Genomic DNA, 24,330 nt, shown 5'->3' on the forward strand with positions numbered 1-24,330 from the left:
GGCGTTTTGCCCACGTACACGAAAAATTGACATTAAACTAGCACGACCAAAGGCAACTTTATAGGGCCGCGCAATCACAAGCATCAAGCTTCAAGCTGCAAGCCGCCTCGCTTGCAGCTTGAAACCTGCAACTTGCGGCTGGCCCTCAGGCCTCGACCATCGCCATCGCCTCCTCGACATCGACAGCCACCAGACGCGAGCAACCAGGCTCGTGCATCGTCACCCCCATCAGTTGATCGGCCATTTCCATGGCGATCTTGTTGTGGGTGATATAGATGAACTGCACGGTCTGCGACATCTCTTTGACCAGCCGTGCGTAGCGTCCAACGTTAGCGTCATCCAGTGGTGCGTCAACTTCATCGAGCATGCAGAACGGCGCCGGGTTCAACTTGAAGATCGCAAAAACCAGGGCCAGTGCGGTCAGGGCTTTTTCGCCACCGGACAGCAAATGGATGGTGCTGTTCTTCTTGCCGGGAGGCTGCGCCATGATCGTCACCCCTGTATCGAGTAGATCTTCGCCCGTCAGTTCCAAATACGCGCGGCCTCCACCGAAAACTTTCGGGAAAAGTGCCTGTAAACCGCCATTGATCTGATCAAAGGTATCTTTAAAGCGGTTACGGGTTTCCTTGTCGATCTTGCGAATCACGTTCTCCAGCGTGTCGAGCGCTTCGACCAGATCATCGTTCTGCGCATCCAGATAACGTTTACGCTCCGATTGTTGCTGGTATTCGTCGATGGCCGCGAGGTTGATCGCACCCAGGCGTTGAATCCGCGCGGCGATGCGTTCGAGCTCTTCCTCGGCGTCCTTCTCGCTGGCTTCGGGTGTCAGCGTGGCAAGGACACCGTGCAAGTCGTAGCCGTCTTCCAGCAACTGGTCCTGCAAGGCCTTGCGGCGCACGGTCAGGGCTTGCCATTCCATGCGCTGGGTCTCGAGCTGACTGCGAATCAGCTGGGACTGTTGCTCGGCCTGGGTACGGCGCTTCTCGGCCTCGCGCAGTTCGCGGTCGGCATCTTCCAGGGCAATCTGAGCGGTCTTGAGCTCTTCGTCGACGGTCATGCGCTTGTCGAGCAGCTCTTCAAGTTTCAGGCGCAGCTCTTCCAGCGGCGCCTCGCCCTCCTCCAGATTGAGGCTCAACTGCTCGCGTTTTTCGGTCAGGCGCTCGGACTGCATTTCCAGTCGCTCCAGCGCCTGTCGCGTCGAATCGTGCTGGGCCTTGAGCGAACCCAATCGCACCGCCAGTTGATGGGCGTGATCCTTGTGCTGACGCGCTTCCTGGCGCACCCGGTCAAGACGCTCACGCAAGCTGTCGCGCTGGGCCAGCAGCAACTCTCGCTGCTCGGTGTCCAACGCCATGGCGTCGAGGGCTTCCTGCAATTGCAGGCGCGCTTCGCCGATGCTTTCGTGCTCCAGAGCCCGTTGCTCGCCCAACTCTTCGATTTCTTCATCAAGACGCGTGCGGCGCAAGGTCAACTGCTCGGCCTTGGCTTTTCCGGCCGACAATTGGGCTTTCAATTCGCCTTGTTGACGGGCCTCGTCTTGCAGCAAACGGCGCAAGTGTTCGCGTCCGTTCTCCTGCTGACGCTGTTGCGCCCGCAGGTTTTGCAATTCGGTTTCCAGGGTCTCGACCGCCGCTTCGCGCTCTTCGCGCTCCAGGCCCAGTGTCTGGATTTCCTGACCTCGGGCCAGCATGCCGCTTTCCGCTTCGCTGGCACGGCGCACACGCAGGAAGTGCCGACCGACCCAATAACCGTCGCGGCTGATCAGGCTCTGGCCGACCGTCAACTGGCCACGCAAGGCCAGCGCCTGCTCCAGACTGTCAACCGGTTTGACCTGCCCCAGCCACGGCGACAGATCGATCTGCGCCTCGACCTTGTCGAGCAAACTGCCCGGCACCCGCACACCATCGGTCGCGGGGCTGAGCAAACGCAGATCGCCCTGGACAAACCCGGACAAATCGAAATCGTTGAAATCATCCACCAGCACGGCTTGCAGGTCGGCACCGAGCACGGTTTCCACCGCCAGTTCCCAACCCGCTTCAACCTTCAAGCCTTCGGCCAGGCGCGGGCGATCCGCCAGATGTTGATCACGCAACCACTCGGCGGTGCCGGTGCCCGGATCCAGGGCGGCTTGCTGCAAGGCTTCCAGGGAGGCCAATCGACCATTGAGGCGCTGCAAATCGCCCTGGGCCTGCTGCTGCGCCGTCAGCGCTTGCTGCAATTGCTGACGCAGCTGCTCAAGCTTTTCGACCTGAGCTTCCTCACTGGTCTGCAAATCCTCAAGGGTCGCCTCGGATTCAGCGAGCTGTTCGCTGAGCGCCATGATCGCCGCGTCTTCCGGGTCCGCCGAAAGCAAGGCGCGCTCTTCACCAAGGCGCTTCTGGCGATCGGCCAGACGCTCCAGGCTGGTTTCCAGCTGCTGGATTCGCGACTGCTGGACTTCGGCCTGACGTCGCGGTTCGGCGGCGGTGAGGTTGAACGTGTCCCACTGCTCCTGCCAGCCGTGCATGGTGGTTTCGGACTCTTCCAGCGCGGCGGCGGCCTCTTCGGCGGCGGCGCTGGTGACTTCCTGCTCAGGGGTGAGCATGTCCAGCTCTTCGCCGAGGGTCAGCAGCAACGTGCGGTCATGACCCAGGTGAGATTCGGTCTCAAGGCGCGCGCGCTCGGCTTCTTTCAGATCGTCCTGCAGTTGGCGCAGACGCTGCTGACCGTGCTGGATGCTCTGCTCGACCCGGGCGATATCACCACCGACCGAATAGAAACGCCCCTGCACCAGATTGAAGCGCTCAGAGAGGTCATGATGCCCGTCACGCAGGCGCTCGATGCTCGCGTCGGCATTGCGCTGCTCAGCAACCAAGGCTTCAAAGGAAATTTCCTGGGTGCCGATGATCGCTTCACGCTGGCCAACCTGGTCGTTCAGATCCTGCCAACGCAAGGCCGACAGTTGAGCCTTGAGCTGCCGCTCTTCGCCTTTGAATTCCTGATACTTCTTGGCGGCCTCGGCCTGACGGTGCAAGCGTTCGAGCTGGCGTTCAAGTTCTTCGCGCAGGTCGGTCAGGCGCGCAAGGTTTTCGTGGGTGCGACGGATACGGTTTTCGGTCTCGCGCCGGCGCTCCTTGTACTTGGAAATGCCCGCCGCTTCTTCGATGAAGTTGCGCAGGTCCTCGGGCTTGGACTCGATCAGCTTGGAGATCATCCCCTGCTCGATGATCGAATAGCTGCGCGGGCCCAGGCCGGTACCAAGGAATATGTCGGTGATGTCGCGACGCCGGCATTTGGTGCCGTTGAGATAATAGGTGGTCTGGCTGTCGCGGGTGACTTTGCGGCGAATGGAGATTTCCGCGTAGGCGGCGTATTCACCGAGCAGCGTGCCGTCGGAGTTGTCGAACACCAGCTCGATACTGGCCTGGCTCACTGGCTTGCGGCTGGTGGAGCCGTTGAAGATGACGTCGGTCATCGACTCGCCGCGCAGGTTCTTCGCCGAGCTCTCGCCCATGACCCATCGTACGGCGTCGATGATGTTCGACTTGCCGCAGCCATTGGGCCCGACCACCGCCGCCATGTTACTGGGGAAGTTCACCGTGGTCGGATCGACGAAGGACTTGAACCCCGCCAGCTTGATGCACTTGAGCCGCAAAATCAGGCGTCCGTCAGGGCGGAGATCACCAGATCGCAGCTGCGCTGGGCGTAAGCCGTCAGCACCAGGCGAATCTGCGCAAAGTCACGGGCGATCACGGCCGCAAGCAGGCGTTCGAACAGTTCCAGAAACTCGCTCATCGACGCTTTGCGCTGGTCCAGGGCAAGAAAATACGCTCGACTCATGGCCGGCTGCAGATTCTCGACGGTTTCCTGCAAGTACGGGTTGTTGGCAAACGGATACGCGGCGCGCATCACGCTGAAACTGTCATCGACGAAGCTGCGAATGTCCTGGCGCTCGAAATCGCTGCTCAGGCGCTGCTGGATCTGCACGAACGGCGCCAGGTCCGCCTGGACTTGCCAGCCATTGGCCACCGCATTGCCCAGCAGGATGTACATCTCGCTCATCAGCGTGCACAGGCTCTGCACCTTGTGCGCGGTGAGTTCGGTCACATGGGCGCCACGTCGCGGCAGGATCGCGATCAGATGACGGCGCTCAAGGATCAGCAGGGCCTCGCGAACCGAACCGCGACTGACGTTCAGGGCAAGCGTGACCTTCTGTTCCTGGATGCGCTCTCCGGGCTTCATTTCGCCGCGAATGATCCGTTCGGCGAGGTGGTGAGCGATTTGCTCGGCGAGGCTGTCCGGCGCCTTGAACGTCATGGTGGTCCCTTCAAACTCGTAGATCTGCACAAGCGGCGCAGTGTAGCGCAATTGATACGACAGGGCAGAGTGCCCGCCTGGTGGTTTTTGGCACGATTCGAGCAAAAAGCAGGCTATCCCGCGAGGGTCAATAATGAAGAAACCGGTTGTCGATCGACAAAGTGCATTTTCCTGACCTTTAAGTCAGAAAATCATTGACCGAAAAGTCAGACCTGCTAAATTCGGTTCAAGTCGGTTAACAACAATAATGAGTCTGCGAGGCCTTCCGTGATCCAGTTTTTACTAAACCAGGAACTCCGTAGCGAGCACGCCCTGGACCCGAACCTGACCGTGCTCAACTATCTGCGCGACCATGTGGGCAAACCCGGCACCAAAGAAGGCTGCGCCAGCGGTGACTGCGGCGCCTGCACCGTGGTGGTCGGCGAGTTGCAAACGGATGACGACGGCCGCGAGCACATTCGCTATCGCAGCCTCAACTCATGCCTGACCTTCGTGTCGTCCTTGCACGGCAAGCAACTGATCAGCGTCGAAGACCTCAAGCACAAAGGCGAACTGCACAGCGTGCAGAAAGCCATGGTCGAGTGCCACGGTTCGCAGTGCGGTTTTTGCACGCCTGGCTTCGTCATGTCGCTGTTCACCCTGCAAAAAAACAGCGACGAACCCGACGCCCATAAAGCCCACGAAGCCCTGGCCGGCAACCTCTGCCGCTGCACCGGCTATCGCCCGATTCTGGAAGCGGCCCAACAGTCCTGCTGCGGTAAACAGCCCGACCAGTTCGATGCCCGTGAAGCCGAAACCATTGCCCGCCTCAAAGCCATTGCTCCGACCGATATCGGCGAACTCAACAGCGGTGACAAGCGCTGCCTGGTGCCGCTGACCGTGGCCGATCTGGCCGACCTCTACGACGCTTATCCACAGGCCCGCCTGCTGGCCGGCGGCACGGATCTGGCGCTGGAAGTCACCCAGTTCCACCGCACGCTGCCGGTGATGATTTACGTTGGCAACGTCGCCGAAATGAAACGCATCGAGCGCTTCGAAGATCGCCTGGAAATCGGCGCCGCCACGGCCCTCTCCGACTGCTACGACGCCTTGAAAGCCGAGTACCCGGACTTCGGCGAATTGCTCCAGCGGTTTGCCTCCTTGCAGATCCGCAACCAGGGCACCCTCGGCGGCAACATCGGCAACGCCTCGCCCATCGGTGACTCGCCTCCGCTGCTGATCGCCCTCGGCGCACAAATCGTCCTGTGCAAAGGCGAAACCCGCCGCACCCTGGCGCTGGAGGATTACTTCATCGATTACCGCGTCACTGCCCGCCAGGAAAGCGAGTTCATCGAGAAGATCATCGTGCCGCGCGCCAGCGCCGAAAAACTGTTCCGCGCCTACAAAGTCTCCAAGCGCCTGGACGATGACATTTCGGCAGTGTGTGCCGCCTTCAACATTCGCCTGGAAAACGGCATGGTCGCCGAGGCCCGCGTGGCATTCGGCGGCATGGCAGCCATTCCGAAACGGGCCGCCGCGTGCGAAGCGGCGCTGCTGGGTGCGCCGTTCAATAACGCCACGGTCGAACGCGCCTGCGCGGCCCTGGCCGAAGACTTCACACCGCTCTCGGACTTCCGCGCCAGCAAGGAATATCGCCTGCTCAGCGCGCAGAACCTGCTGCGCAAATACTTCATCGAACTGCAAACACCGCACATCGAGACTCGGGTGACCGCTTATGTCTAATCATCACGCCGTAGAGAAGACCCAGGCCGAACTGGCTGAACTGTTCGCCAAGGACCTGACCACCGGTGTCGGCCGCAGCGTCAAGCATGACAGCGCCGCCAAGCATGTGTCCGGTGAAGCGCAGTACATCGACGATCGCCTGGAATTTCCGAACCAGTTGCACGTATACGCCCGCCTGTCGGACCGCGCCCACGCGAAAATCATCCGCATCGACACCGCGCCTTGCTACGCCTTCGAAGGCGTGCGCATCGCCATCACCCATGAAGACGTGCCGGGCCTGAAGGACATCGGCCCGTTGTTGCCGGGCGATCCGCTGCTGGCGATCGACACGGTGCAGTTCGTCGGTCAACCGGTGGTCGCGGTTGCCGCCAAAGACCTGGAAACCGCGCGCAAGGCGGCGATGGCCGCGATCATCGAATACGAAGATCTCGAACCGGTGCTGGACGTGGTCGAAGCCCTGCGCAAGCGCCACTTCGTGCTCGACAGTCACACCCATCAACGCGGCGATTCAGCAGGCGCACTGGCCACTGCCGAGCACCGCATTCAAGGCACGCTGCACATCGGTGGCCAGGAACACTTTTACCTGGAAACCCAGATTTCTTCGGTGATGCCGACCGAAGACGGCGGCATGATCGTCTACTGCTCGACCCAGAACCCCACCGAAGTGCAGAAACTGGTGGCCGAAGTGCTGGATGTGTCGATGAACAAAATCGTCGTCGACATGCGCCGCATGGGTGGCGGTTTCGGCGGCAAGGAAACCCAGGCCGCGAGCCCGGCGTGCCTGTGCGCGGTGATCGCGCACCTGACCGGACAGCCCACCAAGATGCGCCTGCCACGCGTCGAAGACATGCTGATGACCGGCAAGCGTCACCCGTTCTACGTCGAGTACGACGTCGGCTTCGACAGCACCGGCCGCCTGCACGGCATCGCCCTGGAACTGGCCGGCAACTGCGGTTGCTCGCCGGACCTGTCGGCCTCGATTGTCGACCGGGCGATGTTCCACTCGGACAACTCGTATTACCTGGGCGACGCGACCATCAACGGTCACCGCTGCAAGACCAACACCGCGTCGAACACCGCCTACCGTGGTTTCGGCGGCCCGCAAGGCATGGTCGCCATTGAAGAAGTGATGGACGCCATCGCCCGTCATCTAGCCCTCGATCCACTGACCGTGCGCAAGGCCAACTACTACGGCAAGACCGAGCGCAACGTCACCCACTACTACCAGACCGTCGAGCACAACATGCTCGAGGAAATGACCGCCGAACTGGAAGAAAGCAGCCAGTACGCCGAGCGCCGCGAAGCGATCCGTCGCTACAACGCCAACAGCCCGATCCTGAAAAAAGGCCTGGCGCTGACCCCGGTGAAATTCGGTATTTCCTTCACCGCCAGCTTCCTCAACCAAGCCGGCGCGCTGGTGCACATCTACACCGACGGCAGCATCCACCTCAACCACGGCGGCACCGAGATGGGCCAGGGCCTGAACACCAAAGTCGCGCAGGTCGTGGCCGAAGTGTTCCAGGTGGAAATGGACCGCGTGCAGATCACCGCGACCAACACCGACAAAGTGCCAAACACCTCGCCAACCGCCGCCTCCAGTGGCGCCGACCTGAACGGCAAGGCTGCGCAGAACGCCGCCGAAACCATCAAGCAACGCCTGGTGGAATTCGCCGCGCGGCAATACAAGGTCAGCGAAGCAGACGTGGAATTCCACAACGGCCACGTGCGGGTTCGCGATCACATCCTGACCTTCGAGGCACTGATCCAACAGGCGTATTTCGCCCAGGTGTCGCTGTCGAGTACCGGGTTCTACAAGACCCCGAAAATCTACTACGACCGCAGCCAGGCCCGTGGTCGTCCGTTCTACTACTTCGCCTTCGGCGCGGCGTGCTGCGAAGTGCTGGTCGACACCCTGACCGGCGAATACAAGATGTTGCGCACTGACATCCTGCACGACGTCGGCGCCTCGCTGAACCCGGCCATCGATATCGGTCAGGTCGAGGGCGGCTTCATCCAGGGCATGGGCTGGCTGACTATGGAAGAGCTGGTCTGGAACAACAAAGGCAAGCTGATGACCAACGGCCCAGCCAGCTACAAAATCCCAGCCGTGGCGGACATGCCGCTGGACCTGCGGGTGAAGCTGGTGGAGAACCGCAAGAACCCGGAAGACACGGTGTTCCACTCCAAGGCCGTGGGCGAGCCGCCCTTCATGCTCGGTATCGCCGCGTGGTGTGCAATCAAGGACGCCGTGGCCAGCCTGGGCGACTACAAGCACCAACCGAAGATCGACGCACCGGCCACCCCGGAGCGCGTGTTGTGGGGCTGTGAACAGATGCGCCAGCTGAAGATGGCGAAGGCTGTCGAGGCTGAAGCCGAGATGGCTTCGCTCTAAGCCCGAGGCGCGGCCAATCGCCAGCAGGCTGGCTCCCACAGGGGAATGCATTCCAATGTGGGAGCCAGCCTGCTGGCGATGAGGCCGGAACAGACAACAGAGATGTTGAGGTGAGACATGTACAACTGGATCGACGCCCTCGCCGACCTGCAAAACCGCGGTGAACCCTGCGTGTTGGTGACCATCATCGAAGAGCTCGGCTCGACGCCGCGCAATGCCGGCTCGAAGATGGTCATCAGCGCCCGCCAGACGTTCGACACCATTGGTGGCGGGCACCTGGAATACAAGGCCATGCAGATCGCCCGCGAGATGCTCGCCAGCGGCAAGCAAGACACCCATCTGGAGCGCTTCAGCCTCGGCGCCAGCCTGGGCCAGTGCTGCGGCGGCGCCACCGTATTGCTGTTCGAACCGATGGGCCAGGTCCAGGCGCAAATCGCCGTGTTCGGCGCCGGCCACGTCGGCCGCGCACTGGTGCCGCTGCTGGCCAGCCTGCCCTGCCGAGTGCGCTGGATCGACTCGCGGGAGGAAGAGTTCCCGCAACAGATCCCCCACGGCGTGCGCAAGATCGTCAGTGAAGAACCGGTGGACGAAATCGACGAGCTGCCCGCTGGCTGCTACTGCATCGTCATGACCCACAACCACCAGCTCGACCTGGAACTCACCGCCGCGATCCTCAAGCGCAATGACTTCGCTTACTTCGGCCTGATCGGCTCGAAGACCAAACGCGTGAAGTTCGAACATCGCCTGCGCGACCGCGGATTCGACAACAGCGTCGTGCAACGCATGCGCTGCCCGATGGGCATCGGCGAAGTCAAAGGCAAGCTGCCAGTGGAAATCGCCATCTCCATCGCCGGCGAAATCATCGCCACCTATAACGCCAATTTCGGCCAGCAGACCGCCAGCGCCGAACCGATTGCCAAACTGCTGCCCGTGTCGCGCCGCAGTCAGGCCACAAAACTGAAAGCCTCAAACTGATGAGCTTCATAAATAGAGAATGACCATGCCTCTGACTCGCAAAGCCTACCGCGCCGCCATTCTGCACAGTATCGCCGACCCCGCTGAAGTGGGGATCGAAGCCTCCTACGAGTATTTCGAGGATGGTCTGCTGGTGGTCGATAACGGCAAAATCAGTGCACTGGGTCACGCCAGTGAGCTGCTGCCGACCCTGCCGGCAGACATCGAGATCACCCATTACCAGGATGCGCTGATCACCCCGGGCTTCATCGATACCCACATCCACCTGCCGCAAACCGGCATGGTCGGCGCCTACGGCGAGCAACTGCTGGACTGGCTCAATACCTACACCTTCCCGTGCGAGCGCCAGTTCGGCGACAAGGCCCACGCCGACGAAGTCGCGGACATCTTCATCAAGGAACTGCTGCGCAACGGCACCACCACGGCGCTGGTGTTCGGCAGCGTGCATCCGCAGTCGGTGAACTCGTTCTTCGAAGCCGCCGAACAGCTGGACCTGCGGATGATCGCCGGCAAGGTCATGATGGACCGCAACGCCCCGGATTATCTGACCGACACCGCCGAGTCCAGCTACGTCGAAAGCAAGGCGTTGATCGAGCGCTGGCACGGCAAGGGTCGCCTGCACTACGCGGTGACACCACGGTTCGCACCGACCAGCACCCCGGAACAACTGACCCTCGCCGGCCAGTTGCTCAGTGAGTACCCGGATCTGTACATGCAGACCCACATCAGTGAAAACCTCAAGGAAGTCGAGTGGGTCAAGGAATTGTTCCCGGAGCGCAAGGGCTACCTGGACGTCTACGATCACTACCAGTTGCTGGGCGAGCGCTCGGTGTTTGCCCACGGCGTGCACCTGTGCGACGACGAGTGCGCGCGACTGGCCGAAACCGGGTCGGCGATTGCGTTCTGCCCGACGTCGAACTTCTTCCTGGGCAGTGGCCTGTTCAACCTGCCGATGGCCGAGAAGCACAAGCTGAACGTCGGCCTGGGCACCGATGTGGGCGGCGGCACCAGTTTCTCGCTGCTGCAAACCCTGAACGAAGCGTACAAGGTCATGCAACTGCAAGGTGCGCGCCTGAGCCCGTTCAAGTCACTGTACCTGGCGACCCTCGGCGGCGCCCGCGCCTTGCGCCTGGAAGACAAGATCGGCAACCTGCAGCCGGGCACGGACGCAGATTTCCTGGTGCTGGACTACAACGCCACGCCATTGCTGGACTATCGCCTGAAACAGGCCAACAACATTGCCGAGACGTTGTTCGTGCTGATGACCCTGGGGGATGACCGGACCGTGCTGCAAACATATGCGGCGGGGAATCTGGTGCATCAGCGCTAGGTTTCACCGACATAAAAAATCCCCCGCAGCCTTTCAGCCCGGGGGATTTTTGTTGCCTGTCACATTGCTCTCGCGAGCAGGCTCGCTCCCACAAATGTGCACTCAACACAAAACCCTGTGGGAGCCAGCCTGCTGGCGATAGGCGCGACGCGGTTTTTCAGATTTTCGCTGGTGAACGTCCCGGTTTCTTGGTCTGCAACAAATGCGAAAACACGGCGTGCAAGTCATCCGACGCACTTTCTTCGTCAAGGTTGAGCTTGCTGTCGATGTGATCCATGTGATGCATCATCAGATCCACCGCCAGCTCACCGTTGCGCGCCTCGATGGCGTCGATCAACTGGGTGTGCTCGTCGTAGGAGCAGTGGGAACGGTTGCCGCTTTCGTATTGGGCGATGATCAGCGAAGTCTGGGACACCAGGCTGCGCTGGAAGCTGATCAATGGTGCGTTTTTCGCCGCTTCGGCCAGTTTCAGGTGGAATTCGCCCGACAGGCGGATGCCTGCACCGCGATCGCCACGGGAGAAGCTGTCGCGCTCGTCGTTGACCATCTGACGCAATTCGGCGATCTGCTCGGCAGTGGCGTGCTGCACCGCCAGTTCGGTGATTGCGCGCTCTACCAGACGCCGGGCCATGAACACCTGGCGCGCCTCTTCGACACTCGGGCTGGCCACCACCGCGCCGCGATTCGGACGCAGCAGCACCACACCTTCATGAGCCAGGCGCGACAACGCACGGCGAATGATGGTGCGGCTGACCCCGAAAATTTCCCCCAGCGCTTCTTCGCTCAACTTGGTGCCGGGCGCCAGACGCTGTTCGAGGATGGCCTCGAAGATATGCGCATAGACAATATCGTCCTGGGTACCGCTGCGGCCGGCTTTGCCTGCTCGCGGTTGTTTCTTGAGGGGCTGCAACTGTTCGTTCATGGGCACTCGAGTCGGGAGAACTGCGGCGAATTGACCGTGACTGTAATACGGCACAGTGGGTCGCTGGCAAGTATCGCGTAAAAAACACTGTGATTGTACACAATGGATAGTGGCAACACGACTGTATGGCTGTTTGTTGCTTCCGCTGTATTGCAACGATTGGTTACGTTTGAGTTTAGGCTTAATCGCAGAATCCGCCTTTTGCACAATTCCCTTTTGGGAGCGAGCCTGCTGGCTCCCACAAGGGAATTGTGGCGTGGCGGACATCTTTATCAGAACAGGGAACACCACCGTCATGAACGACGCCACGCACACGCAACTGCGCCCATGGGCCGATACATCACCTTCGGCCATCGTCGCCGGTTTCATCGCCATGATGACCGGCTATACCAGCTCCCTGGTATTGATGTTCCAGGCCGGGCAAGCGGCCGGCCTGACCAGCGGGCAGATTTCGTCGTGGATCTGGGCGATTTCCATCGGCATGGCGGTGTGTTCCATCGGTCTGTCCCTGCGCTATCGCACGCCGATTACCATCGCCTGGTCGACCCCTGGGGCGGCGTTGCTGATCACCAGCCTTGGCGGCGTGAGCTATGGCGAAGCCATTGGTGCCTACATAACCTGCGCGGTACTGGTGACGATTTGCGGGCTGACCGGCAGCTTCGAACGCCTGGTGAAAAAGATCCCGGCGTCGTTGGCCGCCGCGTTGCTGGCTGGGATTCTGTTCAAGATCGGCAGCGAGATTTTCGTCGCCGCGCAGCATCGCACGGCACTGGTGCTGGGCATGTTTTTGACCTACCTGGTGATCAAGCGCCTGTCACCCCGCTACGCCGTGCTGGGAGCATTGCTGATCGGAACCGCGTTGTCGGGGTTCATGGGCCTGCTGGACTTCAGCGGCTTTCATCTGGAAGTGGCCACGCCGGTCTGGACCACGCCACACTTTTCCCTGGCGGCGACCATCAGCATCGGCATTCCGCTGTTCGTCGTGGCAATGACCTCGCAGAACATGCCCGGCATCGCCGTACTGCGCGCCGACGGTTACACCGTGCCGGCCTCACCGCTGATCACCACCACTGGCATCGCCTCCTTGCTGCTGGCGCCCTTCGGCTCCCACGGGATCAACCTGGCCGCCATCAGCGCAGCGATCTGCACCGGGCCGCATGCCCACGAGGATCGCAACAAGCGCTACACGGCAGCGGTGTGGTGCGGGGTTTTCTACGGGATCGCCGGCGTTTTCGGCGCAACGCTGTCGGCCTTGTTCGCGGCGTTGCCCAAGGAACTGGTGCTGTCGATTGCCGCGCTGGCGTTGTTCGGCTCGATCATCAATGGTCTGAGCATCGCCATGAGTGAGGTAAAGGAACGGGAAGCGGCGCTGATCACCTTCATGGTCACGGCATCGGGGCTGACGCTGTTTTCCATTGGCTCGGCGTTTTGGGGAATTGTCGCGGGGGTGGTGACGCTGATGATTCTGAACTGGCGCAAAGCCCTGTAGGAGCGAGCTTGCTCGCGATGGTCGTCAACGATAACGCTTGAAACATGACACCCCGCGGCGAGGCTTGCTCTTAAAAAAAAACGGCGACCCATGGGTCGCCGTTTTTCTGAACATCAAGCTACCGGATTGATCGGCTTTTCCGGGTACCAGACGTCGATCAGCGGGCTGACAGTCGCTTCGGTCAGTTCACTGCGGCCCTTGAGCCAGGCTTCAACAGCAGCACGCTGCTCTTCGGACACCGAGCCACGCTTCTGCAGGCATACCAGACCGAAGTCGTCGCCGCCAACATAGCCCAGACCGTTGGCTTCCATAGCTTCTTTGAGGAACGCGTCGAGGAAAGCATCAATGGCTTCATCAGCCAAATCTTCTTTGAAATCCAGGTTCAGTTCGAAACCCAGCTCTTGAAATTCATCGACGCACAGTTTTTTGCGCAGACGCTGGGAACGGTTAGTCGCCATTGGAACAATCCTCTTAAGTAATAACGGGCGGCACTTTAGCAGTTTAAGCGGCCGATTACTCGCCTCTGAACGGCGCCAGCCCTACCGCCCGGTAAAAAAATAGCGGATTAGAAGGGTAAGGCACGGCACAAGCCACGACACCTTGGGGCATAATGCCGACACTTTCATGACCACTGAGGGAATTTATCTTCATGCCCTCGTCTTTTCCCCTCGGCTGTAGGGTTTTATTTCAAATGATCAAATCGTTGCGTCCATTACTGCTGGCCGGCCTTCTCCTTCCCCTGGCCCTCCCCGTTTCCGCTGATCCCATCAATACCGCGTTATCGCCCAACGTTGAAAAAGCCCTAAAGGCCAGCAAATTGCAGGACAACGCCCTGTCGCTGGTGATGATTCCACTGACCGGCCCCGGCACCCCGACCGTTTTCAACGCCGATGTGTCGGTCAACCCGGCCTCGACCATGAAACTGGTCACCACCTATGCGGCTCTGGAAATGCTCGGCCCGAACCATCAGTGGAAAACCGAGTTCTACACTGACGGCACCCTCAGCGGCGGCATCCTCAATGGCAACCTCTACCTCAAGGGTGGCGGCGATCCGAAGCTGAACATGGAAAAACTCTGGCTGCTGATGCGCGACCTGCGCGCCAATGGCGTCACCCAGGTCACCGGCGACCTGGTGCTGGATAAGAACTTTTTCGTGCAACCGCAACTGCCAGAGTTCAACGACGACGGCAATGACGAAAACAAGCCGTTCCTGGTCAAACCCGATGCTCTGCTGGTCAACCTCAAGGCCCTGCGATTCGTCGCGCGCAACGACTCCGGCAAAGTGCTGGTTTCGGTGGAACCGCCAATTGCCAGCATCCGCATCGACAATCAGGTCAAGGCCATCAATTCCAAGCAATGCACTGGCGGCGTGCGCTACAACCCGGTGCCCCAGGCCGATGGCAGCGTGACCGTGACCGTGGGTGGCCAACTGGGCGAAGGCTGCAGCTCGCAGACTTATCTGTCGCTGCTCGATCACGCGACCTACACCGCTGGCGCCGTGCGCGCGATCTGGAAAGAACTGGGTGGCAGCATTCAGGGCAGGGATGTCCTGGCACCAACGCCTAAGGATGCCAAGGTGCTGGCACGGGCATTCTCGCCGGACCTGGCGGAGATCATCCGCGACATCAATAAATACAGTAACAACACCATGGCTCAGCAGCTGTTCCTGAGCCTGGGCCAGAAATTCCGCACCGACGCCGATGCCGACGATGCCAAGGCTGCCCAGCGCGTGGTACGTCAGTGGCTGGCGAGGAAAGGCATCACCGCGCCGCACCTGGTGATGGAGAACGGCTCCGGCCTGTCCCGCGCCGAGCGGGTCAGCGCCCGGGAAATGGCGTCAATGCTGCAAGCCGCGTGGCACAGCCCTTACGCCGCCGAGTACATCAGTTCGATGCCGATTGCCGGCACCGACGGCACCATGCGCAAACGCCTGAAAACGACCGCGATGCGCGGTGAAGCCCACGTCAAGACCGGCACCCTGAACACGGTGCGCGCGATCGCCGGCTTCAGCCGCGATATCAATGGCAATACCTGGGCGGTGGTGGCGATCCTCAACGACAAGGCTCCGTTCGGTGCCTCGTCGGTGCTCGATCAGGTGCTGCTTGATCTGTACCGCCAGCCGAAACTGGCGCAGACCGCTTCGGTTCTGTAAGACACTGCAAAACCAGTGTAGGAACCAGCCTGCTGGCGATGGTGTGTCAGTCTACAACTCTGTAGCTGATGCACCATCGCCAGCAGGCTGGCTCCTACAGGGATTGCGTCGGTCAGTCCGGCTCGCCCTGAACCCGATCCCGACCTTCAAGCTTTGCCACATAGACCCCCGAGTCCGCCCGCAGCAACAGCGCATCCGCGCCCTCACCCACCCGCCAGCTGGCAATCCCGAAACTCGCCGTGACGACCCCCACGCCATCAATCGGTGCACTGCGCAAGCTTTGCCACAACTCCACCGCCAGCAAATAGGCCTGTGCGCTGCCAATATCCGGGCAAAGCACCATGAACTCCTCGCCACCCAGTCGACAGAACACATCCGTGCGACGCAGCCGCTGGCCGATGCGCTCGCACACGGCCTGCAATACCCGGTCGCCCACCGCGTGACCATATTGGTCATTGATACGCTTGAAGTGGTCGATGTCGAGCATGATCACCGAAAGTTCTCCACTGCCGCGTTCGACCCGGGCCATCTCGCTGGTCAGGCGTTCCTGGAAATAGCGGCGGTTGTGGATACCGGTCAGGGAGTCGGTGACCGACAGCGCCCGAAGCTCCTCTTCCACCCGTTTCAAATCGGAAATATCCGAGATATAGCCATGCCAGAGTACGCCACCGCCAGGCAGCTCCTCCGGGGTCGCCTCGCCGCGCACCCAGCGCAGACCACGGTGGGGAAGCTGCACCCGGTACTCTTCACGCCAGGGGCTGAGGGTATCGGCAGAGGCGCGGATCGAAGCACGAACCCGAGTAGTGTCCTGGGGGTGAATCCGCGTGAACATCGCTTCGGCGTTGAGCAATAGAACGTCCGGATCCAGCTCGTAGATCTCGCGGATACCGTCGCTGGCGTAAATCACACTGAAGCGTCCGTCGAACTCCATCTTGAACTGGTAGATCCCGCCGGGGACATGGGCGCTGAGTTTCTTCAACAGCAAGTCCCGAGCGGCCAGCGCCTCATGCACGCGTTTGCGTTCAGTGATGTCGATGCAAATGGCCAGGTGCCCGACCCACAAACCCTGCTCGTCGAGCACCGGGGTCGCCAGCATGTTGACCATCAAATAGCTGCCATCGCCACGCACCAGCGTCCATTCCCGCCCTTCATGGCCACCCTCCACACTGCCTTCCACGCTGCCCTCGACCAGCATCGCCTGGCAGGTCGGCACCGGTTTGCCATAACGCGCGCTCAACTCTGCCGAACGTGCAGCGAGCTCGCGGGGCAGGTGCAGGTTTTCCAGGGTCATGTGCCCCACCACTTCGGCAGCGCGGTAGCCGAGCATCTGTTCGGCGCCGGCATTGAAGGTGCTGATGACCCCACGCAAGTCCGTGGCGATGATCGCTACCTGGGTCGCGGCATTCAACACGCCGCGCAGCTGGCCGTGGGTGCCGCGTAATTCCTGCTCGCGAGCGCGCAGTTCCTCGGTCCGCTGATCGACCAGCTTCAACGCCCGCTGACGTTGACTGACCAGCACATAAAGCAAGGCACTGAGCAACACACTGAGCAAACCGCCGAGCACCACCAACGAGGTCACCGACGAATGGTTGGCCTGCAGGAAGGCCTCGCTGGGCTGGATATCGACCTGATAATCATGATCAGCCAGGCGCACCAGGCGAGTCGACGACAATTCACTGACGGCCGGTGCATTGGGTGACTCAAACAGCACTTCGTGCTGATCGTCTGTGGATAAGTCGAGAATGCGCACCGAGAGATAGTCACGCCCGGCCTCTGGCAACCCATCGGCCAGCAACTGGCGCATGCTGATCACCGCCATGACATAACCAAAGGGCTTGTTCTTCGCTGCATCGGGGTCATCGCGCGACATGACAGGCGCGACCAGCAGCACGCCCCGCGCATAAGCCGGCTCGATACTGACCAGATGCATCGGTTGCGACACCGCCATGCCCCGATGCTGGTCGGCCCGTTCCAGGGTTGCGCGCCGCAAGGGCTGGGCCAGCAAGTCGTAGCCAAGCGGCGCCCCAAGTTTGCTTTGTGTCTGGCTGTACAGTACCGGCACGTACTCATCACGCTCGCCGGCCAGTTGCAGTTGGCCGTCGGCGGTGAGCTCGCGCACTGTGAAATTCGTCAGGCCCTCATCCCGCACCCGACGCTCGAACGCCGCCCGCTGATCGCCACTGATGCGTTCGGCGAACGAATAGGCTTGGGTACGGCGTAACAGAGGCTGTGTATAGCCGTTGAATTCTTCACGGGAGATTGCATCGGAATTGGCAAAGAACCGGCGCAGGCCATCGAGGCGCTGTTCCTGATCTTCAAAGCGTTCTTCGATACGGCTGTAACGCTCACTGGCCAGCAGTTGGAAACGTTGCCGCAGTTGATGGTGAAACAGGTTCAGGGTCGACCAGGCGAGCAACCCGGTGAGGACCCCGCCGACGAGCAATACCAGCAGCGCGACCAGCCAGGCCGAAACGTCTTCGCTGATAAAACCCAGGATCTTTGGGCGCACGGCGTGCAACGACATAAACGCAACTCAAAACGCCAGGTGCAGGAAAGCCCTTTGGCCGTGAGAGGAGTTATAGCTATTAGCCACTAATTTGACCAGTGCGGAAGGAATCCAAGAGCCTTTAAAAATCAAGGCTCTGTGGATCCAATCTTCCAAGTGTCAGCGGGCCGTGATTTTCCAGGCACGATGGATCTTGCCGTTACGGGCAAAATCCGGATCGATGGTCTGGGCGGTGATTTCCTCGACCGCATAACGCTCGCTGAGGTTGGGTTCCAGCTCGAACTTGCGGAAGTTGTTGGAGAAGTACAGCACCCCGCCTGCCGCCAGACGTGCCATGGCCAGGTCAATCAACTGCACCTGGTCACGCTGCACATCGAAGATCCCTTCCATGCGCTTGGAGTTGGAGAAGGTCGGCGGGTCGATGAAGATCAGGTCGTACTCTTCACGGGCATTTTCCAGCCAGGCCATCACATCGCCCTGCTCCAGGCGGTTCTTGTCGGAAAAACCGTTCAGCGACAGGTTGCGGCGCGCCCAGTCCAGGTAGGTTTTCGACAGGTCGACGCTGGTGGTGCTGCGCGCGCCGCCCTTGGCCGCATGAACACTGGCCGTCGCGGTGTAGCAGAACAGGTTGAGGAAGCGCTTGCCGGCGGCCTCTTTCTGAATACGCATGCGCATCGGCCGGTGATCGAGGAACAGGCCGGTGTCGAGGTAATCGGTCAGGTTCACCAGCAGCTTCACGCCGCCTTCATTGACCTCGACGAACTTGCCCTGCGCAGCCTGACGTTCGTACTGTTTGGTGCCGCTCTGACGCTCGCGACGCTTGACCACCACGCGACTCTTGTCGATGTTCAAGGCCTGCGGAATCGCCGCCAGGGCATCGAACATGCGCGCCGACGCCTTTTCCGGGTCGATGGATTTCGGCGCGGCGTATTCCTGAACGTGGACCCAATCGTGATACAGGTCGATGGCCATGGAGTATTCCGGCATGTCGGCATCGTAGACGCGGTAGCAATCGATGCCCTCACGCTTGACCCACTTGCCCAGCGCCTTGAGGTTTTTTTGCAGGCGGTTGGCAAACATCTGCCCGCCTTCGCTCAGGCGCGGCTGCTCGATCACCGGCGCAGGTGCCGGCGCCGGTTTGATCGGATTGCCGTTTTTGTTGTACTTGCGCTCTTGCGGCTCGCTTGGCGCCTGATCGTAGACCGCTTGCTCACGCTCGGCCTGGCGCTGTTCCGGAGTGCGGCGCTCGCCGGTGACGAACTGGTCCGGCAATACCTTGATCAGCAGCAATTTGCACGGCAAGGCACCGTTCCAGAACGAATACTGCTTGTGGCTGCGGATGCCCATGCGCTTGCCCAGGTCCGGCGCGCCGGTGAACACCGCCGCTTCCCAGTTCAGGCAGGCCTGACGCAGGCGTTCGCCGAGGTTCTGGTAGAGGTAGAGCAGGCTCGCCTCGTCGCCCAGACGCTCGCCGTACGGTGGGTTGCAGATCACCAGGCCTTTCTGGTTCTGGTCCGGGCGCGGCTCGAAGGTCGCCACTTCGCCCTGGTAGATCTTGATCCACTCGCTCAGGCCGGCACGCTCGACGTTGTTGCGGCCCGGCTGAATCAGGCGCGGGTCGGCTTCATAACCGCGAATCCACAGCGGTGGCTTGGCCAGACCGGCCGCGGCACGCTCGACGGCTTCTTCATGGAGTTTTTTCCACAGCGCCGGCACGTGACCGAGCCACGCGGTGAAGCCCCACTGCTCGCGGCGCAGGTTCGGCGCCATGTCGGCGGCGATCATTGCAGCTTCGACGAGGAATGTGCCGACACCGCACATCGGGTCCGCCAACGCGCCGCCTTCAGCCGCAATGCGTGGCCAGCCGGAACGGATCAGGATGGCGGCCGCGAGGTTTTCCTTCAGCGGCGCCGCGCCCTGCTGCAGGCGGTAGCCGCGCTGGTGCAGGCTGTGGCCGGACAGGTCGAGGGAAAGGATCGCTTCGCCACGATCCAGGCGCAGGTGGATGCGCAGGTCCGGGTTGAGCTTGTCGATGGACGGGCGATCACCCTGCGGAGTGCGCAGTTTGTCGACGATGGCGTCCTTGACCTTCAAGGCACCGAAGTGAGTGTTGTCGATGCCCGAGCCGTGACCGCTGAACTCGACGGCCAGGGTGCCGTCGTTGAGCATGTGGTCTTGCCACTCGATATCGAGTACGCCGTGATAGAGGTCTTCGGCGTCCTTCATTGGGAAGCGCTTGAGCACCAGCAGCACGCGGTTCGCCAGGCGCGACCACAGGCACAGGCGATAAGCGGTTTCCATGGTGGCCATGCCGCGCACGGCAGAGGTGTGCTCACGAGCGTCCTCAAGGCCAAGCCCGACGGCTTCCTCGATGAGCAGGCCTTCGAGGCCTTTGGGGCAAGTGAGGAAGAGTTCGAAACGATCGGACATGGGAGTTCCAGAGCCTTTAGCTGAGTGAGCCGGCAACGCATTGCCGGCCCGGTTTTCAATCAGGCGCTTTTCTCGAAGAGCGCCCGCGTGGCACGAAGGTGTGCCGTTCCACCCCTGCTGCTCGGGTTAAATGAGCTTAGATGCAAGGACAGATAAAAAAGTTGATGCAACAAAATGTCACAAGTCGACCCTTCGTCGAATAATCCCGCACTGCAACGCGAGACATTCTCACCAAAGGACTAACCCCGGCATCCTGCGGGGGGCCGATCATACAGGGCTTTGATCAATAAATACGCGACGAACATCGTGTTACTTATGGCCATAGCATCTTTATCGTTACGTCCTTATGACAAAACGATCATTCCCTCGATGTGACGCATTGGTTAGAACTCAACTCAGGTTGGCGCCGCAACGACGCCAACACCTTGGCTCGCCACGCCGGCAGCGAGCCCCCAACGGCAGAGTTTTTCTGCCTGACCTCGATTGAGGTCGACGCGATGAAAACAGTCAACAAGTGAGGGCTACACCCTATGAGAAGACTTAAGCGTGATCCGTTGGAAAGAGCGTTTTTGCGCGGATATCAATATGGCGTTGGTGGCAAATCCCGTGAGCTTTGCCCATTTACTCTACCGTCGGTACGCCAAGCCTGGATCAACGGCTGGCGAGAAGGACGCGGCGACAACTGGGACGGTATGACCGGCACTGCGGGAATCCACAGACTCAACGAACTTCACGCCGTCGGCTAATACAGGGCACACACTCCGACACGACAATCTGATTACGTAACGAATTAACCACGCACGTCCCATCCGGACGGCGGGCTCCGGCCCAGGGGCTCCTTAGAGGAGCCCTTTTTTATGCCTGTTCAAAATTCATCGGCATGCCTACGTGGCGAGGGGGCTTGCCCCCTCGCCACAGGGATCAACGCAGGGCTGCGATGGCGTCTACCGACTCACGAATCAGTGCCGGCCCTTTATAGATGAAGCCCGAGTAAATCTGCACCAGGCTCGCCCCTGCGGTGATTTTCTCCGCCGCGTGCTTGCCTTCGGTGATGCCGCCCGCGGCGATGATCGGCAACCGACCACCCAGCTCTGCCGCGAGTACTGTCACGGTGTGGGTGCTCTTGTCGCGAACCGGTGCGCCGGACAGACCGCCCGCCTCGTCACCATGCTCCATGCCTTCGACGCCCACGCGACTCAGGGTGGTGTTGGTGGCGATGACCGCGTCCATCCCGGTATCGATCAACGCTTGCGCGACCTGCACGGTTTCTTCGTCGCTCATGTCCGGCGCGATCTTGATCGCCAGGGGCACGTGTTTACCGTGGCGCAGCGCCAGTTCCGCGCGACGCGTGGCCAGGTCGGCCAGCAGTTGCTTGAGCGAGTCACCGAATTGCAGGCTGCGCAGCCCCGGCGTGTTCGGCGAGCTGACGTTGACCGTCACGTAGCTGGCATGGGCGTAAACCTTGTCCAGGCAAATCAGGTAATCGTCGACCGCGCGCTCGACCGGAGTATCGAAGTTCTTGCCGATGTTGATGCCCAGCACACCTTTGTACTTGGACGCAGCAACGCGGGCCAGCAGGTGATCGACGCCAAGGTTGTTGAAGCCCATGCGATTGATGATCGCCTCGGCTTCCGGCAGGCGGAACAGGCGTGGCTTTGGGTTACCCGGTTGTGGACGCGGGGTGACGGTGCCGATTTCGACAAAGCCAAAACCCAACTGCGCAAAGCCGTCGATGGCCGCGCCGTTCTTGTCCAGACCGGCCGCCAGTCCCACCGGGTTCGGGAAGTCCAGGCCCATGACCGTCACCGGCACCTTCGCCGGGGCCTTGCACAACAAGCCGTTGAGCCCCAGACGCCCGCCCGCGCCGATCAGGTCCAGGGACAGATCGTGGGAGGTTTCCGGGGAAAGTTTGAACAACAGCTGACGGGCCAGGGTGTACATGGGCGGGTTTGACTCTGGGCTATGAAAAGTGGCAGCGATTATAGCCGGGCAAGCGGCCCGCAGGCGAGGCGCGCGATTCAATCAACGGACGATGGCATATGCCTTGCACCGATCCTGTCATCAGCACTCATGCCAACGGCGGGATGAGTGCCAGGACAATGGCGTCGTCATCCGGCCTTGCGCGTGCAAGGACGCGGGACGGCGCTTTTTTTTGCAAGGTGAAGACGCGATGAACGAACCATCAGCCGGCCCGCTGGCCTGGGTCAATGGCAGCGATGCCCCGGAAAAGTCCGAAATCAACCTCGGCTTCATGGCCCTGAGCGACTGCGCCTCAGTCGTGGTCGCCGCCACCCAGGGCTTCGCCCAGCCTTACGGCCTGACCTTGAACCTCAAGCGCCAGTCATCCTGGGCCAACCTGCGGGACAAACTGGTCAGCGGTGAACTCGACGCCGCCCACAGCCTCTACGGCCTGATCTACGCCGTGCACCTGGGCATCGGCGGTGTAGCGCCAACGGACATGGCCGTGCTGATGGGGCTGAACCAGAACGGCCAGAGCATCAACCTCTCCCACGGCCTGCAAGCGCTGGGTGTGACCAGTCCTGAAGCACTGGACCGGCACGTGCACCAAATTCGCCCAAAACTCACCTTCGCCCAGACCTTCCCCACCGGCACCCACGCCATGTGGCTGTATTACTGGCTCGCCAGCCAGGGCATTCACCCGTTGCAGGACGTCGACAGCGTCGTGGTGCCGCCGCCGCAAATGGTCGCGCACCTGCAAGCGGGACGCATCGACGGTTTCTGCGTCGGCGAGCCCTGGTCGGCCAGCGCGGTGCAACAGAACCTTGGATTCACGATGGCGACCACCCAGACCATCTGGCCCGATCACCCGGAAAAAGTCCTGGGCTGCACCCGCGCGTTCGTCGAGCAATACCCGAACACCGCCCGCGCATTGGTGATGGCGATTCTGCAGGCGAGTCGTTTTATCGAAGAAAGCACTGAAAATCGTCGCAGCACCGCGCAATTGCTCAGTGCCGCGCAATACCTCGATGCGCCGCTCGAATGCATCGAGCCGCGTTTGCTGGGCGACTACGACGACGGTCTCGGCAATCGCTGGCAGGATCCGCACGCCCTGCGCTTCCATGGTGGGGGCGAGGTCAATCTGCCGTACCTGTCCGATGGCATGTGGTTCATGACCCAGTTCCGTCGCTGGGGCCTGTTGCGCGACGATCCGGATTACCTGGCGGTGGCCCGCCAGGTGCAACAACTGGACTTGTATCGTGAGGCTGCCTGCGCCGTCGGCGTCGCCGCACTGGGCAATGAGATGCGCAGCAGCCAGTTGATCGACGGCAAGGTCTGGGACGGCTCGGACCCTGCCGGTTATGCCCGCAGTTTCAAGCTGCACGCCATGAGCAATAGCTCGCACCGATTAGCCAGCCGCTGACAGGAGACTGCGAACATGTTGCGTATTCTGCTGATCAACGACACCGCAAAAAAAGTCGGACGCCTGAAGGCGGCACTGACCGAGGCCGGCTTCGAGGTAATCGACGAATCAGGATTGACCATCGACCTGCCCGGGCGCGTCGAAACGGTGCGTCCGGATGTGATTCTGATCGATACCGAGTCACCGGGCCGCGATGTGATGGAGCAAGTGGTGCTGGTCAGTCGCGACCAACCACGACCGATTGTGATGTTCACCGACGAACACGACCCGGATGTGATGCGCCAGGCGATCAAGTCCGGGGTCAGTGCCTACATCGTCGAAGGCATTCACGCTCAGCGCTTGCAGCCGATTCTCGACGTGGCCATGGCGCGCTTCGAAAGCGACCAGGCCCTGCGCGCGCAACTGCACGCCCGCGACCAGCAGCTCGCCGAGCGCAAGCGCATCGAGTTGGCCAAAGGGTTACTGATGAAAATGAAGGACTGCAACGAAGAAGAGGCCTACACCTTGATGCGCCGCCAGGCCATGAGCCGCCAACAGAAACTGATTCAGGTGGCGGAGCAGATCATCGCCATGAGTGAACTGCTCGGCTGAAGCGCTGCTGCATCGCGAGCAAGCTCCCCACAGTTGAATATTGTGCAGCGCTTCTGTGGGAGCGAGCTTGCTCGCGATGGCCTTCACTCGGTTTCACAGTATTGGCACAGATCTCGCTAAGTAATCTCCACAGGTAACCAACG

General features: G+C 61.0%; 16 protein-coding genes. 9 read left to right on the plus strand and 7 right to left on the minus strand.

The annotated features are described in order from the left end of the window. Positions 1 to 145: 145 nt before the first annotated feature. Both smc and GQ39_RS15975 read right to left on the minus strand, forming a co-directional pair. Entirely contained in the window at positions 146 to 3,634 is a 3,489-nt protein-coding gene (gene smc, locus GQ39_RS15970) for a chromosome segregation protein SMC (RefSeq protein WP_047531454.1), read from the minus strand. A 2-nt stretch (positions 3,635 to 3,636) separates the two neighbouring features. Continuing rightward, positions 3,637 to 4,296 (minus strand): GntR family transcriptional regulator, encoded by a 660-nt coding sequence (locus GQ39_RS15975; protein WP_047538940.1) that lies wholly within the window; start codon positions 4,294 to 4,296, stop codon positions 3,637 to 3,639. Positions 4,297 to 4,563: 267 nt separating this feature from the next. Here GQ39_RS15975 and xdhA point away from each other — a divergent pair, with 267 nt between their 5' ends. The 4 genes from xdhA to guaD all read left to right on the plus strand — a co-directional run bounded on the left by xdhA (position 4,564) and on the right by guaD (position 10,715). Next, the gene (gene xdhA / locus GQ39_RS15980) at positions 4,564 to 6,018 is read left to right on the plus strand and encodes a xanthine dehydrogenase small subunit (RefSeq protein ID WP_047531456.1); all 1,455 of its coding nucleotides are present in this window, start codon (positions 4,564 to 4,566) and stop codon (positions 6,016 to 6,018) included. Next, the gene (xdhB, locus tag GQ39_RS15985; RefSeq protein WP_047531459.1) at positions 6,011 to 8,410 is read left to right on the plus strand and encodes a xanthine dehydrogenase molybdopterin binding subunit; all 2,400 of its coding nucleotides are present in this window, start codon (positions 6,011 to 6,013) and stop codon (positions 8,408 to 8,410) included. Before xdhA ends, xdhB begins: the two co-directional genes overlap by 8 nt. A 117-nt stretch (positions 8,411 to 8,527) precedes the next feature. After that, the gene (xdhC, locus tag GQ39_RS15990; protein ID WP_047531461.1) at positions 8,528 to 9,385 is read left to right on the plus strand and encodes a xanthine dehydrogenase accessory protein XdhC; all 858 of its coding nucleotides are present in this window, start codon (positions 8,528 to 8,530) and stop codon (positions 9,383 to 9,385) included. 25 nt (positions 9,386 to 9,410) lie between these two features. Continuing rightward, positions 9,411 to 10,715: a guanine deaminase gene (guaD, locus tag GQ39_RS15995; RefSeq protein WP_047531463.1), complete on the plus strand. Its 1,305-nt coding sequence runs from the start codon at positions 9,411 to 9,413 to the stop codon at positions 10,713 to 10,715. A 157-nt stretch (positions 10,716 to 10,872) separates the two neighbouring features. Here guaD and GQ39_RS16000 read toward each other — a convergent pair whose 3' ends face one another. Then, complete coding sequence (locus tag GQ39_RS16000) at positions 10,873 to 11,637, minus strand: GntR family transcriptional regulator (protein WP_047531465.1); 765 nt, start codon at positions 11,635 to 11,637, stop codon at positions 10,873 to 10,875. A 295-nt stretch (positions 11,638 to 11,932) separates the two neighbouring features. On the opposite strand from GQ39_RS16000, the gene GQ39_RS16005 reads away from it, so the two are divergent. Next, the gene (locus GQ39_RS16005; protein WP_047531467.1) at positions 11,933 to 13,126 is read left to right on the plus strand and encodes a benzoate/H(+) symporter BenE family transporter; all 1,194 of its coding nucleotides are present in this window, start codon (positions 11,933 to 11,935) and stop codon (positions 13,124 to 13,126) included. A 113-nt stretch (positions 13,127 to 13,239) separates the two neighbouring features. On the opposite strand, the gene GQ39_RS16010 is transcribed toward GQ39_RS16005, so the two are convergent. Beyond that, positions 13,240 to 13,584 (minus strand): YggL family protein, encoded by a 345-nt coding sequence (locus GQ39_RS16010; RefSeq protein ID WP_007896965.1) that lies wholly within the window; start codon positions 13,582 to 13,584, stop codon positions 13,240 to 13,242. 233 nt (positions 13,585 to 13,817) lie between these two features. Between GQ39_RS16010 and dacB the strand changes: the two genes are divergently transcribed. Beyond that, positions 13,818 to 15,278 carry a D-alanyl-D-alanine carboxypeptidase/D-alanyl-D-alanine endopeptidase gene (gene dacB, locus GQ39_RS16015; protein ID WP_047531469.1) on the plus strand — a complete coding sequence of 487 codons (1,461 nt, stop codon included), beginning with the start codon at positions 13,818 to 13,820 and terminating at the stop codon, positions 15,276 to 15,278. 112 nt (positions 15,279 to 15,390) lie between these two features. Here the strand turns inward: dacB and GQ39_RS16020 are convergent, their stop codons facing one another. Continuing rightward, entirely contained in the window at positions 15,391 to 17,802 is a 2,412-nt protein-coding gene (locus GQ39_RS16020) for a sensor domain-containing diguanylate cyclase (protein WP_047531471.1), read from the minus strand. 141 nt (positions 17,803 to 17,943) lie between these two features. Further along, positions 17,944 to 20,214, minus strand: coding sequence for a bifunctional 23S rRNA (guanine(2069)-N(7))-methyltransferase RlmK/23S rRNA (guanine(2445)-N(2))-methyltransferase RlmL (gene rlmKL / locus GQ39_RS16025; protein ID WP_047531473.1), 2,271 nt, complete (start codon positions 20,212 to 20,214; stop codon positions 17,944 to 17,946). A gap of 530 nt (positions 20,215 to 20,744) precedes the next feature. Between rlmKL and rmf the strand changes: the two genes are divergently transcribed. Continuing rightward, on the plus strand, positions 20,745 to 20,960 hold the full coding sequence (rmf, locus tag GQ39_RS31595; RefSeq protein ID WP_003223300.1) for a ribosome modulation factor: 216 nt from the start codon (positions 20,745 to 20,747) through the stop codon (positions 20,958 to 20,960). Positions 20,961 to 21,135: 175 nt separating this feature from the next. Here rmf and GQ39_RS16030 read toward each other — a convergent pair whose 3' ends face one another. Then, positions 21,136 to 22,155, minus strand: coding sequence for a quinone-dependent dihydroorotate dehydrogenase (locus tag GQ39_RS16030; protein WP_047531475.1), 1,020 nt, complete (start codon positions 22,153 to 22,155; stop codon positions 21,136 to 21,138). A 229-nt stretch (positions 22,156 to 22,384) separates the two neighbouring features. Between GQ39_RS16030 and GQ39_RS16035 the strand changes: the two genes are divergently transcribed. Both GQ39_RS16035 and GQ39_RS16040 read left to right on the plus strand, forming a co-directional pair. Continuing rightward, entirely contained in the window at positions 22,385 to 23,596 is a 1,212-nt protein-coding gene (locus GQ39_RS16035; RefSeq protein ID WP_047531482.1) for a CmpA/NrtA family ABC transporter substrate-binding protein, read from the plus strand. A 15-nt stretch (positions 23,597 to 23,611) separates the two neighbouring features. Next, a complete protein-coding gene (locus GQ39_RS16040) occupies positions 23,612 to 24,187 on the plus strand; it encodes an ANTAR domain-containing response regulator (protein ID WP_047531484.1) in 576 nt (191 codons plus the stop codon). Positions 24,188 to 24,330: the final 143 nt, after the last annotated feature.

It is taken from the genome of Pseudomonas sp. 11/12A (assembly GCF_000800055.1).
GTDB lineage: Bacteria > Pseudomonadota > Gammaproteobacteria > Pseudomonadales > Pseudomonadaceae > Aquipseudomonas > Aquipseudomonas mohnii.

What these genes read in the sequence shown, in the direction of transcription:
- GQ39_RS15975 (WP_047538940.1), bottom strand. Translation starts at nt 4,296, where the DNA reads ATGACGTTCAAGGCGCCGGACAGCCTCGCCGAGCAAATCGCTCACCAC.
- xdhB (WP_047531459.1), top strand. Translation starts at nt 6,011, where the DNA reads ATGTCTAATCATCACGCCGTAGAGAAGACCCAGGCCGAACTGGCTGAA.
- xdhC (WP_047531461.1), top strand. Translation starts at nt 8,528, where the DNA reads ATGTACAACTGGATCGACGCCCTCGCCGACCTGCAAAACCGCGGTGAA.
- guaD (WP_047531463.1), top strand. Translation starts at nt 9,411, where the DNA reads ATGCCTCTGACTCGCAAAGCCTACCGCGCCGCCATTCTGCACAGTATC.
- GQ39_RS16000 (WP_047531465.1), bottom strand. Translation starts at nt 11,637, where the DNA reads ATGAACGAACAGTTGCAGCCCCTCAAGAAACAACCGCGAGCAGGCAAA.
- GQ39_RS16005 (WP_047531467.1), top strand. Translation starts at nt 11,933, where the DNA reads ATGAACGACGCCACGCACACGCAACTGCGCCCATGGGCCGATACATCA.
- GQ39_RS16010 (WP_007896965.1), bottom strand. Translation starts at nt 13,584, where the DNA reads ATGGCGACTAACCGTTCCCAGCGTCTGCGCAAAAAACTGTGCGTCGAT.
- dacB (WP_047531469.1), top strand. Translation starts at nt 13,818, where the DNA reads ATGATCAAATCGTTGCGTCCATTACTGCTGGCCGGCCTTCTCCTTCCC.
- GQ39_RS16020 (WP_047531471.1), bottom strand. Translation starts at nt 17,802, where the DNA reads ATGTCGTTGCACGCCGTGCGCCCAAAGATCCTGGGTTTTATCAGCGAA.
- rlmKL (WP_047531473.1), bottom strand. Translation starts at nt 20,214, where the DNA reads ATGTCCGATCGTTTCGAACTCTTCCTCACTTGCCCCAAAGGCCTCGAA.
- rmf (WP_003223300.1), top strand. Translation starts at nt 20,745, where the DNA reads ATGAGAAGACTTAAGCGTGATCCGTTGGAAAGAGCGTTTTTGCGCGGA.
- GQ39_RS16030 (WP_047531475.1), bottom strand. Translation starts at nt 22,155, where the DNA reads ATGTACACCCTGGCCCGTCAGCTGTTGTTCAAACTTTCCCCGGAAACC.
- GQ39_RS16035 (WP_047531482.1), top strand. Translation starts at nt 22,385, where the DNA reads ATGAACGAACCATCAGCCGGCCCGCTGGCCTGGGTCAATGGCAGCGAT.
- GQ39_RS16040 (WP_047531484.1), top strand. Translation starts at nt 23,612, where the DNA reads ATGTTGCGTATTCTGCTGATCAACGACACCGCAAAAAAAGTCGGACGC.